General features: G+C 46.7%; 8 protein-coding genes. 2 read left to right on the top strand and 6 right to left on the bottom strand.

What is annotated here, in order from left to right; genetic code table 11:
* The first annotated feature begins 78 nt into the window (after positions 1-78).
* Positions 79-957 (top strand): helix-turn-helix domain-containing protein, encoded by an 879-nt coding sequence (locus BSZ04_RS04575; RefSeq protein ID WP_088879678.1) that lies wholly within the window; start codon positions 79-81, stop codon positions 955-957.
* A gap of 188 nt (positions 958-1,145) precedes the next feature.
* Here the strand turns inward: BSZ04_RS04575 and BSZ04_RS04570 are convergent, their stop codons facing one another.
* Together BSZ04_RS04570 and BSZ04_RS04565 are read right to left on the bottom strand one after the other, a co-directional pair.
* Positions 1,146-2,441: a carbohydrate porin gene (locus BSZ04_RS04570; RefSeq protein ID WP_010453515.1), complete on the bottom strand. Its 1,296-nt coding sequence runs from the start codon at positions 2,439-2,441 to the stop codon at positions 1,146-1,148.
* A gap of 342 nt (positions 2,442-2,783) precedes the next feature.
* Complete coding sequence (locus tag BSZ04_RS04565; RefSeq protein WP_231896266.1) at positions 2,784-4,784, bottom strand: glycoside hydrolase family 16 protein; 2,001 nt, start codon at positions 4,782-4,784, stop codon at positions 2,784-2,786.
* Positions 4,785-5,172: 388 nt separating this feature from the next.
* On the opposite strand from BSZ04_RS04565, the gene BSZ04_RS04560 reads away from it, so the two are divergent.
* The gene (locus tag BSZ04_RS04560; RefSeq protein WP_010453519.1) at positions 5,173-6,177 is read left to right on the top strand and encodes a LacI family DNA-binding transcriptional regulator; all 1,005 of its coding nucleotides are present in this window, start codon (positions 5,173-5,175) and stop codon (positions 6,175-6,177) included.
* Positions 6,178-6,267: 90 nt separating this feature from the next.
* Here the strand turns inward: BSZ04_RS04560 and BSZ04_RS04555 are convergent, their stop codons facing one another.
* The 4 genes from BSZ04_RS04555 to BSZ04_RS04540 all read right to left on the bottom strand — a co-directional run bounded on the left by BSZ04_RS04555 (position 6,268) and on the right by BSZ04_RS04540 (position 12,724).
* Entirely contained in the window at positions 6,268-9,717 is a 3,450-nt protein-coding gene (locus tag BSZ04_RS04555; protein WP_088879676.1) for a hypothetical protein, read from the bottom strand.
* A 67-nt stretch (positions 9,718-9,784) separates the two neighbouring features.
* A complete protein-coding gene (locus BSZ04_RS04550; RefSeq protein ID WP_038887921.1) occupies positions 9,785-10,768 on the bottom strand; it encodes an ABC transporter ATP-binding protein in 984 nt (327 codons plus the stop codon).
* 13 nt (positions 10,769-10,781) lie between these two features.
* Positions 10,782-11,735: an ABC transporter ATP-binding protein gene (locus tag BSZ04_RS04545; RefSeq protein ID WP_009706762.1), complete on the bottom strand. Its 954-nt coding sequence runs from the start codon at positions 11,733-11,735 to the stop codon at positions 10,782-10,784.
* Complete coding sequence (locus BSZ04_RS04540; RefSeq protein WP_088879675.1) at positions 11,732-12,724, bottom strand: ABC transporter permease; 993 nt, start codon at positions 12,722-12,724, stop codon at positions 11,732-11,734. The genes BSZ04_RS04545 and BSZ04_RS04540 overlap by 4 nt, the downstream gene beginning before the upstream one ends.
* Positions 12,725-12,728: the final 4 nt, after the last annotated feature.

The following is a 12,728-nucleotide window of genomic DNA, read 5'->3' as shown; positions in this document are numbered from 1 at the left end:
TTTTTCTATGGGGAAATAGTATGCTGACCGGATGCGCCATTCTACCAAAATGGCGACAGTAAAAAGGAATATCGCGACATGAGCATCATCTATCAACTCAAAGCACATCAGAAGCACAGTCATCTCAAGTTTGCCTACGTCGACGGACATCACCATTGTGATTTTGCCGCCCACAAACATGACTTTTCTGAACTGTTTTTAGTGGTCAGTGGCAGCGGTAAGCACACAGTCGCGGAATACGAATACCCGCTACATAAAGGCGATGTATTTGTGATTAATGGCGACATCGAGCATGGCTTTCGAGACGTAAACAAACTCAAGATCATTAATTTGATGTTTGATTCCAACACGCCGTTTTTTGAAATCCCTTCGATGCGCCAGTTGTCCGGCTACCAAGCCATGTTCAAGGTCGAACCAATCGCGAGACAAACCACCGAATACAAAGCCAAACTGACCCTCGACCGTCAGCAATTGCCAGAAATCGAGCGCCTGTTATCGGTTTTAAAAACGGAATATGAAGCCTCGCAGCCTGGGTTTGAAGTCATGCTAACCAGCTTAATGCAGCAGTTGGTGATTGCTCTTTCCCGAATGTATCAAGACCAAAGCCAAGAGTTGCCACAAACCACACTTGCACTCAGCCGAGCCTTGGTATTTATTGAGCAGCACTTCAGTGATGTCGGCGTAAACAGCGATGCAATTGCGAAGGCAGCCTTCATCAGTAAACGTCAGCTAGAAAGGCTATTTCGCCAGTTTTTAGACACATCACCGAACCAGTATTTACGTGATGTGCAGTTGAACTACGCGACAAAGTTATTGTGTGAAGAGAACGAGCGATCGGTACAGCACATCGCCGAACAGTGTGGGTTTTCGGACAGCAACTATTTCTCTAAGTGCTTTAAGCACAAGTTTCAGCACAGTCCAAGAAGTTACCGCAAAGAACATTTCTTACAGGCATAAAAAAAGCCGCTATGCCAGCGGCTATGAATGGGCAACCATCCACTGCAATATAATCGAGCTCCCCCGTTATGTACTTAGTCACTTACAACGCCATAATGTTAAGTAAACTATGTATGTTCTCGCATATTGCTAAAGGGATTTGATGCGGCTCCCCAAGAACCGCATCTGAGTTAAGAACTAAAAGGTGATTACCACCAAGCTTCAAACATTGCGCCAACCGTAAGCGTATCTACGTCAGTTGCCACTTTTTCACCGCTGTCATTAAAGCCAGTGTACTCGTTATCTGCATTACCCACTGTTGCGTAGAAACGTAGCATTGGACGAGACCAGGTTTCAGGACCGATCGCCATATTTTGTGACAGTGTCATTTTCCAAGAGCTATTCGTAGCATCAAAGTCATCGTAATCCACAACGCTGTAACCTGCTTCCAGCCAAGTAGAGTGGATGTCGTTCCATTGGTAAGTAGGACGAACGATCGCGTTGTAGTTTACGCGGCTATCTGTACCTTCAACTTCAAGCGATTGGTATGCAGCCAAGTATTGCACACCTAATTTATCAGTAAGAGAAGTGCCGCCATCAAAACTCACTAGCAGGGCATTCTTGCCTTCTTCTAACATATGGCTGTAAAGAACACTGTCTGTGGTGTTATCAGAGTAACGAACAACTAAACGTTGACCAGCAACGGATAACTCACCTGCAACTTGGTAAGCCGTCAAGTCATCACCATCGAGCTTTTCTGATGCAAAGCCGTAGTTCGCATATAGGCTTAGATTCGCAGATTCACCTAGCTGAATACCGTGTAGCTTACTGGTGATTGCGTAACGGCCTGTATCGCCAACCATATCACCTTCGATTTCTCCTACAGCACCGAAGTCCAGTTTCGCCCCACCTAGGTTAAGGTTGTAGAAACCCGCACCCTGGCCATCGTGTGTCATCCAAAAGTAATCGTTCAAATCTGTTTGTGGACGTTGGTGAAAGTCACGACCAGCCCAAACGTAAAGGTCTGGCTGCGACTCAAATAGGTTTGTTGCACCAGCATACATCTTCTTCACGTTTACGCCGCCATCATCAGCCCAAGAAGAGTCAGCCCAATGGTCTAGCATCAAAACGATATCCCAAATCGCACCGCCATCACTCTTAAACGCTTTCGCTAATTGGAACTCACCACCGTTGCCTTCGTTACCTAAACGGCCTGTTGCATTCGCATTCAATGCACCGAACGTACCTACGGTTTGAGCGTCGCTGCCTTGGTAATGCGCGCCGTAACGAGCGTAACCAGAGAACACTATACCCAGAGGAACTTCTGTTTCTGGTGTTAATACGGCAGGTTGTTGATCGTAAACGTAGCCAGATTCGATTTTCGTTTCTAGTTCTTGAATTCGTTTTTCAAGCGCTTCTACATCAGAATTTGCAGCAAGAGAAGGTAGAGAAGCAAACGAAGCCGCCACTGCTAAGGTAAGAGGTAAAACTTTAAAGTTTTTCATGATAACTCCATCATTATTATATTTTGCATTTCCAAGAAAGCGCTTTCTTAATGAGGCAAAATTTTTTGCCTAAAATGAGCAAATTGAGCCAGATTTGAGAGAAAAAGACAGAAATCCTCAAACCATTAGCAAAAAAGCCATTCCCTAACGCTTTTGACGGCATTATATGGACAAAAATCGAGCCAAAAAGTGATCAAACTCACCAAGAAAGCGTTTTCTTAGTGTGTAGATCACACCATTGAAAGGTTTGATCATTGAGTTGAATGATTGATCCGTCAATTAACAAAAAAGCTCATCTCGTAAGATGAGCTTTGATTCATAATCTCACTTCAATCCTGTCAATTAGGGTGCAACAAAGCGAATATTGCGTAATTTAACGTGTAGGTTTTCTCCACCTAGCCCTTCTAAAACAAATGGGTTGGTTACGCTATTCACATCAAATTGACTTCCTGGTGAGAAACGATTCTCCGCAGCAATAAAGTCAACAACTGGAATAGCGTATGTATGCCATTGCCCATCAGCCAGTAGCCCTTGAGGGGAATCAGCTAACGCAATATCACTCACATTTGGCCAACCGCTATCCATCTTTATCAAGACATCTGAATTACTGCCTAAATCAACAATATTGATATCAAACTTTAACACCCAGTTTGCGTATCGACTCATATCCAGTGCTGACTCAGCGGTAAAAAATAGGTTTCCTGCACCACTAAACTGCGCATCGAGCACCCCATCTGAAAAGTTACGACTGTCAGGAGCATCAGCGGTATAACCATCCAATGTAAACCCTTCTACTATGCTGTCAGTCGCGATAATCAAAGGCTTGGTAAAAACAAGGTTGTCGACTTTAAACGCGAGATCAACATTGTTGACAGGTTCAAATACCACGGGGTTGCTTACGCCAGTGATGGAAAAACCATTGGTACCTGCAGCAATAAAGTCATTAACGGAGAAAACAAATGACTGCCACTCGCCTACCGCTGGTAAATGAGCGAATGGGATATCAATAGGAGCTAACGCTGGATAACCACTATCCATTTTTACCGACAATGCGCTAGCGTTCCCCGACACCAAGCTCAAATCAAAACTCAAATCACCATCAATAAACTCACTCATATCGAGTGCACCATTAAGTGATTCGATGTATGCATTGCCGTTATCAACAATCGAGATATTAATCAGGTTATCAGCAATGGTTCGGGTATCATTACTGCCGTCATCCCAACCATTTAAATTAAAGCCATCTAGCAAGTCACCACTTGCAAATAATGGCAGCGACATAGCAGAAAGATCCACTTCCTTCGGGAAATTTGGTTCTACAACGCCCTCATTCGTAACCGCGTCGTCAGACGCCGGCGTCGCACAACCTTTACCTGTTTCAGGGTCGACACTGCATTGATAAATGCGTACGTAATCTACCTGCATTTCCGCTTGTTCAATGCTTGCATCAATCCCACCATCATTGACGGATGACGGCCAACTTCCTCCCATAGCAAGATTTAAAATCAGGTGAAACTTCTGGTTGTATGGCGCATCCTCAGCACCACTTATCCAATTACCTTCATCATCCTGGTAGTGGCTCCACCAGCCTTCACTGGTTTGTGTCGCATAGTGGACATCATCCACATACCAGCGGATTTCACCCTGTTCCCACTCAATGGCGTAAGTATGAAAATCATCGGCCGGGCTAATGTTCTCATCACCAAAATCGTACTCTTCACCCGAGTAAACATTGTTCGGCCACGCTTTACCATAATGAAGGGTACCATGGACACGATTTTCTCTTTTCTCGACCCCTTCGTGCTGATAAGTGGTACCCAGGTTGACGGCTTCCATGATGTCAATTTCCCCTGATGCAGCCCATCCCCCATACACATAGTCTGTTGGTAGCATCCAGATTGCAGGCCAGGTGCCTTGTCCTAGGGGTAATTTCGCACGAACCTCAAAGCGCCCATATTTCCAATCACCTTTATTCATCGTTCGTAAACGAGCGGAAGAATAAGGTAGTGTCGTCAACGTTTCGCCATAACCATCCGACCCTTCTACGCTGTCTGGCCCCGTGGTATCACCTTTTATCACTCGAATGGTCAGCTTGCCATCTTGAACAAATGAATTTTTAGCATCATCGACATAACACTGCTGCTCAGCATTGCCTCCTCCCCAACAGTTCTTCTCGTGATTCCACTTTTCACTGTCAATTTCTTCGCCATCAAACTCATCACTCCAAACTAATGCCCAGCCGTTCCCAACACTCGGCTCCACCGTGTCACTAGAACTACTGTTACACCCAACTAGAGACAGAGACAGCAAGCTGGTGGTAACAACCAATACGTCCTTTTTCATTTTCATTTCTCCTATTCCGCACGCAAAAGAAAGCGCTTTCTTGTTTGCGCAATAAAAAAGATGGATAATCCATCTAACAATAAACGTTAAAGGTATGGTTTAATTCCATAAGCATATGAATAACCATACAATGACTTTCAATTAATAGAGTCTAGTAATGGTTTGGCTTGGTGTATGTGATCTCAACACCTATGAAAGCACTTTCTATTGCCGCAGTTCACATTTGAGCTTAATTTATAAACCGATTATCCCCAAGCAACCTCAAGGTGCTTGGGGATATCACTCGCACAGAGCGCGATCAAGTCGACAAATGTGATGTACTCCCTATGAGGAATAGGGAACGGCGAGTAACATAGTTCAATAATTAAAATGGATAAGGTACTTCCCATTGATCACGATTAAAGAAGTCTCTGAGCTGGCAAAAGTTTCTCAATCTACCGTCTCACGAGCACTAAATGGTCACCCAACGGTAAAAGAAGCAAACCGAAAAAAGGTATTTGCAGCAATAGAAAAGCTTGGCTACAAACCAAATGCGTTTGCTCAGGCCTTGGCATCTAGCCGATCAAATAGCATCGGTATGCTGGTTGGCTCTTTAGACGGCCCTTTCTATGGCCCTTTAATGCACCATGCGGAAAACACCGTTAGAGAAAGCAACAATCACCTAATCGTGACCAGCGGTTTAGAATCACATTCACGTGAAATCGATTCAATTAACTTCCTGCGTTCTAAGCAAGTCGACGGTTTGATCATTCATTCAGACATGCTGTCAGACGATGAATTGATTGAGGTTATTGAGAAGACACCATCTACCATCGTACTCAACCGTTACATTCCCGAGGTTGCAGATAAGTGCATCTTTATCGATAACGAATTAGGTGGCTACTTAGCAACAAAACACATGCTTGAAAATGGCCACACCAAAGTGGCTTGTATCACAGGTCAGTTAAGCAAAATTGATAGCCGAGATCGCTTACAGGGTTATCGAAATGCTCTTAGTGAACACGGCATTGCGTACGACAGCAACTTAATTGTCGAAGGTCGTTTTGACCATGAAGACCGTGGTTTAAATCATACTTGTGCACGACGATTGCTTGACCGTGACCCTGAAATTACCGCCATCTTCTGTCATAACGACAACATCGCTCTCGCGGTGTATGACGTCGCGTACGAACGCGGCTTGGAGATTGGTAAGGACATTTCTGTTGTCGGCTTCGATAACGACAGCCACAGTCAACATATTCGACCAAAACTGACCACAGTAAACTTCCCTGTTCAAGAGATGGGATATGAAGCAGCTCAAGGAGTGATTGCTTTAGTCCACAAGCAAGAGCGCGTAATAAAGCACAAGTTAACACCTGAGCTGGTTGTACGAGAGTCCGTCGGTAAACGTTAATTTCTTTGTATCTGCGGCAGATACTCTTCCAACTTAAAGCAAATACAAAAAGGCCCCGAATAGTATCGGGGCCTTCGTTTATCAAGTGTATTACGCTCTCAAGAAAGAGCTTGGAATCGACACAATCACTTTCTCAATCTCACCTGAGCGAGCAAAGATCGCATTACTTTGTGCTTTCGGGATAACCAAACCTTCAATTACTGACTGCTTGCCATTTGAATGAGTGAAAACCATGCCCGCTTGAGCTTTAGACTCGACTAGTTGATAAATAATCGGCAATTGACAAAGCGTAAATGCCAACTGATCTTTCTCAACCACATAGCTTTGCGTTTGACCCGACACACTTTGGCAAGAGAACGATGCCGATTCGGTCAAGAACTCATGACGATGAAGCAAACGTGGGTCGATACGAATCTCGCCCTCTTCAACCAAAATACCCAGTTCAACAAAGCGCGTGATCACTTCTTCTTTCACCTGCCCCGTCATACCTGGTTGCTGCGCACCAGCATGCTTTGGTGTGTGAGAGTACGGGTCTGTTGGGAATGCGCCGTAGTTTTCTGGCGTTTTGTTGAAACCAATACCAGCGCGAACTCGGTAGTAGTATTCCGCTAACTTTTGCGTCTCTTCGCTATCAGCATCCAGTTCACGCGCTGCCAAGTAGTTTTCTTGTACCGCAAGCAACAGCTTAGAAACCATGTGCCAGTAGATACAACCCAAACCTTCGTAGCCAAACATAGTGCCTGAGCGGCCAGTAAACGCTTTGTGGTTGAACACATCTTCGTATAGGGCTTCAATCGCTTCCCATTCTTCTTCAGCCACATCAGCATACTCACCACGGAGTTGCTGAATCTGCGCTTTAAGATAACCGTTGTTCTCTAAGCTTGCATGGAAGTGGAAATGACCTTGCTCATCCGCATTCACTAGGCGTTGATCGCCCTTACTCAGCATCGAACTTAACACCGGCACCGCATTGATTTGCGCGTCCGTTAAGCTGTTCTTGTTCATGAATGCACTCAAGTCACGATCTGGATACAGCATGAAGCTCTGTTGATCTTCGCGGTACATCTCGCTGGCAAACAGATTATCCAGCAAGTTCACCGCTTGCGCTGGTGTCAGCACGCCGGCGCTCAGGGCTGCTACTTGGCCTTCCAACATTGGATACAACTCTTCCACCTGCAAGCTTTCCGCTGAGTACGTCAGGATGTTGTAGGCGTTAAACAGACCATCTTCACGCAAGTTGCTAGCAATGCTCGAATCCAGCACAGTCAAACTCACCTCAAGTAGCTGCTTGATCGCCGATGCTTCAACGGTGGTTTTGCCCGAGAAGCCATTCACACGGTATACGCGTTGACGGAAATCTTCGGCGGCTTTCTCCAACTGAGTCAGGATCGCTTTGCGAGTTTGGCGAGTTACGGTTTCTTGGCGAATCTCTTTTGCCGCTTCCGACAAGATACGAGTGGTTGAAAGTAGCCATTCAAACACTTCTTTCGACATACTGACCGACGCAGGTGCATCTGCCAACAGTTGCTGTAAGAATGCGACATAGCGACGCATGTAGTACAGCGTGACCATCGACAAGCCATTGCCCACAATCGCGTTGTTCGCATCATTCCACTCTGGTCGCTGAGTATTGAGCCAAATGCCGCCATCAAGTACCAAGTTGCTCAGTTTCGCCAACAGTGGTACTAGAACTTTCTCAGTCAGATTGACCATGTACACGTCGTTGTCGCTACCAAGCACCAATCGACCATCGCTGCCCATTGCTGATACGCGTTGTTCGATGTTGTGTTGCAACTCATCATTGAACGTCACGGTGTCTTTTGGATTGACGAACAGCTTCTCAACATCACACAACTCGTAAGGTACGTTCGCGTAGCTGAACACATCCGTTTGCATCATCGCTAACAGATCGTCGCGCTGATACTTGTCCGCCAGTTCTAGGAACTTCAGTAAGTAAATGATTTGATGGTCGCCCCAGTAGCCGATATTGCTCCATGGGTCATCTGGCTCCAGCATTTCCCAGTCAATACCATCTTTGGTGATGCGGTATGGGTTGTAACCATCCATCGTGGAAGCATTCACAAACTTGGCTAAGAAAGATTGAATAAAGCCAGGATAGCTCAGCGCAATCGCCTCCCAGTTTTGGAAGATATCGCGCCAGTTACCTTGGTAAGAAAGCAAACGCTCGCCATTGTCATCTTTCAGCTTGATTTCGTAGTGGTTCCAAGGACGACTTGGATCACCGTGGCGACGACCAAACGTCAGCGGCAGATATTCATAACTTAAGCGGATTAACTGTGCGTCTTCACTCTGCTTAGCAAGGCTCACAAGCTCAGCATGGGTAAACTGCTCCGGCAGGTCATTAAACAGCGCAACATGACGTTCAAACACAAGGCGGTTGGCATTGCGAATCGTCGCCAACACATCTTTTTTGTCTAATGTGTAGTTGTTCTCAAATACCCCACCACGCATGTTATTGAACAGCACATTCGCGTAGTGGTGCACACTGGTCTCTTCTTCTGCGGTGATTTGCCACGCGTCAGCGCCAGACATCAAACTGATCAGTTCTTGTTGGTTGGCAGCGATGCTCTGTTCAACTTGTTGTGTCATGTTCACTGGCTGCGCAAGGCGATTACGCATCGACGTCACATCGCTATGGCTCTTATCGATATCCGCGATGATTAACCAAGACTTGTTCTGGTTTGCTTCTAGCTTGATAGGCTTGTGAATCAAGTAGCTACCACGTACGCCTTTAGTCAAAGTTTCGTTTTGGATTTCACGACCTTGACGGAACGCGCTCACTTGGCTGCTGCTCAATAAGCGCTGGCCGTAATCGTTATCGACACTGAACACGGTCGTTGCGAGCAAAGATTCCGCTGGCTCAGCGCGATCACTCAGTTTTGCGTACATGGTAAAGAGCGCTAGTGAACTGCCATCAAGCAACTCATTCCATTTGTAGGCATCGACCAAAGCGCTACGAGTTTGCAACGCAGACAGTGGCGCGCCCGATGGCAATAGGTTCTGCAGGCCATCAATCAACTCAATCTCTCGAGTTGTGCCTGACAGATCGGTGATTTGCGAGCGACGAACAAAGCCAAACTCTTCACTGGTGTTCCAGCTGTATTGGAATTTTAGCTTTAACGTGTGGTTAAGCTCTTCGAAAACAATCTTGTCGCCAATGGTGTTTTTATACAGATGACGCTCAACTTGGTACAGGCCATCATGATGGCGGTTGAACGGTTCCCACATCGCCACGCCTTGTCCACTAGCGACTTTAATGATGGTTTTTGAACCCGTGTTTTCTGCGTTCTCGTGGATATGATCGACGGATTTGTATGGGAACAGCGCGTTCTCGGGACGAATACGCCCCGCCGACAAGCTGCCCGTGGATGAAATAAACAGCCAATGATCACTGGCTGACACGACACTGATGAAAAACGGGTTCATTTGGTCGACATGAGAAATCTTGTAGTATCGCTCGCCGTCCAAATCGACGAAGCTTCCCTCTACGGTTGGGCAAGAATAATGTTCAAAAGTCATAATGTTCTTCCAATAATTATGAAAGCGCTTTCTTTCTACGCTTTTTTTAATAAGCTAATTCGAGTTTTTATCCTAAGTGGTGACAACGTGCGTAATGGTTCTCCGCCACTTTTGTTGCGTCAGGCACTGATTGAGTACACACCTCTGTCGCCTTTAAACAACGAGTCGCAAATGGGCATCCCACGCTACTTGGTTTCCAAAGCGGAATGTCGCCTTTTTTCGCCATCAGTTCACGCTTACCTGAATTTCCTACTTCTGGCACTGCTGAGAGCAATAACTGGGAATATGGGTGTTGCGGATTTTGTGTCACGCTATCACTGTCACCCCACTCGACCATATGACCCACGTACATGACGGCAGTTTTTTCCGCGAAGTAACGCGCGGTCGCGATGTCATGGGTGATGTACATGAAAGAGATGCCGTGCTTGTCTTTCAGATCCGACATCAAATTCAAAATGCCTAAGCGAACTGACACGTCGAGCATTGAGATAGGTTCATCCGCCAGAATCACTTCAGGATCGACGGCAATCGCACGAGCAATCGCAACACGTTGGCGCTGACCGCCACTTAGCTCATGTGGGTATTTTTCTGCGGTTTCTTTCACCGGAGACAGACCAACCAGCTCAAGCAATTCGTAAACCAGCTTTGGGATCGCGTCTTTTTCCGCACGTTTGTGGATCAGAAGCGGACGTGCAATGTGGTGATAAATAGTATGAACTGGGTTCAGCGAGCCAAATGGGTCTTGGAAAATCATCTGCACTTGGCGCGCGTATTCCAGCTCGCCGTGCTCTTGAATGTATTCACCCAACTCTTGGCCTTTGAACGTTACCTCACCATCGGTTTTGTCGTAGATGCGCGTCAAAACGCGTGCGCCAGTGCTTTTGCCTGAGCCAGATTCACCCACAATAGCCAGTGCTTCCCCTTTGCGCAGTTCAAACGTAACGTCATTCACCGCTCGCATCAGGTTGCTTTTTGCAGACTGACCAATAGGAAAGTCTTTCACTAGATTCTTAACTGAGAGAATCACTTCTGGGTTTGTTACGTTATCCATTATTCTCTCCCGTTTACATCAAATGACATGACACTAGGTTGCCGTTTGTGACTGGCACCAAGGTTGGATCGCTCTTCTGACACTCTGCAAAACACGCATTGCAACGCGCTTGGAAGTTACACCCTTGCGGGATTTTCAGTAGGTTCACAGGGTTACCCGGAATGCCGTATAAACGCTCTTTCGGTCCATGAATGGTTGGGAATGAAGAAATCAAACCTTTGGTGTATGGGTGTTGAGGATCACCAAACACGTTCTTCGCGTCCCCAAGTTCAATTAAGTTGCCCGCATACATCACACCAATGCGGTCTGCGATTTCACCCATCAAGCTCAAGTCATGGCTGATGAACAGAATCGAGAAGCCAAATTTGCTCTTCAGCTCGTAAAGTTCATTAAGGATTTCACGCTCTACCACCACATCGAGCGCGGTGGTTGGTTCATCCATGATGATCAGTTTTGGCTCTAACGCGAGCGCAACAGCAATCACCACACGTTGACGCATGCCGCCACTCAATTGGTGCGGGAAGCTCGCCATGCGGTCGCCGTGAATGCCTACCACGCCAAGCAGCTCAACCGCACGGTCATACGCTTCTTGGTAAGTCACTTTTCGGTGCGCAAGAATCACGTCGGTTAACTGCTCACCAATGGTGATCACTGGGTTTAGAGAGTTCATTGCACTTTGGAACACCACGGACACATCATTCCAGCGGAAGTTGCGCAGCTGTCTATCGTTCATCTTCAACACGTCCTGACCTTTGTAGAGAATTTCCCCTTCAGAGATCAGAGCCGGTGCTTTATGCAGACGCGAGATAGCAAATGCCAAGGTACTTTTGCCGCAACCAGACTCACCGGCGATACCAAGCGTTTCACCTGGAGCAATGCTGATGCTGACGTTGTTCACCGCACGCGCTACGCCGTTTGGTGATACATAATCGACGCATAGGTTGTTAATTTCTAATAAGTTGCTCATCTTAGACCTCGGCGCTTATCTGCTTCTTTTTTCAGTTTGTGCCACAGCTTAATGTGTGGACCAGTACGAAGTTTCGGGTTACTCACTTGGTCAATCGACATGTTGATCAGAGCCAGTGCACCACCTGTGATTGCGAGAGCCATCGCAGGGACTAACATCTCCCACCAAGCGCCGGTGTATAGAGACGAAGACGTTTGTGCCCAGTACAACATCGAGCCCCAGCTCACTTCTGTTGCGTCACCCAAACCTAGGATGCCAAGGCCAGCTTCTGAGCCCATTGCGTAAATCACTGTGCCCAAGAAACCACCAAATACAATCGAGACAAGGTTCGGTAGGATTTCGACTAGGATGATGCGGATTTTTGATTCGCCCATTACCTCTGCCGAGATAATGAATTCTTTATTTCGAATCGCCATGGTTTGCGAACGAATGACACGAGCGCCCCAAGGCCAGGAGGTTATCCCGAGCAATATGGTGATGACGAGGGACCCCACCTGCCCTAAGAAAGCGGCGAGCACAATCAGCAACGGGAGCTGAGGGAACACCAAGAAAACGTTAGTTAGGAAGTTAAGACGCTCATCGATTTTGCCGCCGAAGTAACCCGCAGAGACACCGATAATGACGGCTAAGCTCATCGCAATCACACCAGCTGAAATCGCAACCGTGAGTGACTTTCTTGCACCGTGCAACACTTGGCTGTAGACATCACGGCCACTACGAGTAGTGCCAAGTACGTGCTCTGCATTCGGAGCGACGTGCGGTCTTGCAACACGACGATCAGGGTCATGCGTTGCTAGCACAGGAGCGAAAATCGCACCAGCTAAAACAATCGACAGTAGCAAGCCACCGATAATGGCAGGCGGGTTGCCGTAGAAAAAAGCGTACACTTTGCCGAAGCTTTTTTTGATTCGCTTCCAAGAGAATTTCGACTCACGAGTCATTAACTCATCGTGCTCTGAAGGCGTTGGGGTTTTGATTATTTTTTCCATGATG

Source organism: Vibrio rotiferianus (genome assembly GCF_002214395.1).
Classification (GTDB): domain Bacteria; phylum Pseudomonadota; class Gammaproteobacteria; order Enterobacterales; family Vibrionaceae; genus Vibrio; species Vibrio rotiferianus.
This window is presented reverse-complemented; position numbering and strand designations above follow the sequence as displayed.

Bases quoted from the DNA above. Each gene is read 5' to 3' on its own strand.
- BSZ04_RS04550 (WP_038887921.1), bottom strand. From the start codon at position 10,768: ATGGATAACGTAACAAACCCAGAAGTGATTCTCTCAGTTAAGAATCTA.
- BSZ04_RS04545 (WP_009706762.1), bottom strand. From the start codon at position 11,735: ATGAGCAACTTATTAGAAATTAACAACCTATGCGTCGATTATGTATCA.
- BSZ04_RS04570 (WP_010453515.1), bottom strand. From the start codon at position 2,441: ATGAAAAACTTTAAAGTTTTACCTCTTACCTTAGCAGTGGCGGCTTCG.
- BSZ04_RS04575 (WP_088879678.1), top strand. From the start codon at position 79: ATGAGCATCATCTATCAACTCAAAGCACATCAGAAGCACAGTCATCTC.
- BSZ04_RS04565 (WP_231896266.1), bottom strand. From the start codon at position 4,784: ATGAAAAAGGACGTATTGGTTGTTACCACCAGCTTGCTGTCTCTGTCT.
- BSZ04_RS04555 (WP_088879676.1), bottom strand. From the start codon at position 9,717: ATGACTTTTGAACATTATTCTTGCCCAACCGTAGAGGGAAGCTTCGTC.
- BSZ04_RS04540 (WP_088879675.1), bottom strand. From the start codon at position 12,724: ATGGAAAAAATAATCAAAACCCCAACGCCTTCAGAGCACGATGAGTTA.